This window comes from Mesorhizobium sp. M8A.F.Ca.ET.161.01.1.1 (genome assembly GCF_004792105.1).
In the GTDB taxonomy this organism is placed as follows: domain Bacteria; phylum Pseudomonadota; class Alphaproteobacteria; order Rhizobiales; family Rhizobiaceae; genus Mesorhizobium.
In genome coordinates this window covers 1-318 of the sequence record NZ_SRTD01000328.1, presented here as the reverse complement: position 1 = coordinate 318, position 318 = coordinate 1, and the positions used below count along the sequence as shown (strand labels likewise).

Below are 318 nucleotides of genomic sequence, written 5' to 3'. Positions count from 1 at the left end.
GAAAACAGCTATCGACTTTTACAGCGATAGCAAAGGCAAGCTTCTTGAGCGTCTCCAGCACACGAAAGAACTTCTCCCACGTGAGAGCGCTGCGATAGACAAAATCATTGAGAGAACGAAAGAAGTCATCGTCTTGACTGACCAGGCCGTTCAACTGGGTAAAGCTGATCAGAACGAACCGGCAAGGGCGACCCTGGCAAAAGCGGACTCTTTGATTCTTCCCCTGACGACCGACAACGCAGCGTTTCTGGACCAGGTCTTGAAATCCGTGGCTGCGAGAAGTGACGAACTGACCGACCAAACAAACTCCACCATCTT

1 pseudogene is annotated in these 318 nt (G+C 50.9%); it reads left to right on the top strand.

Features of this window, described 5'->3' with window-relative positions:
- A pseudogene (locus EN804_RS35935) lies at positions 1–318 on the top strand (methyl-accepting chemotaxis protein); the annotation flags it as partial.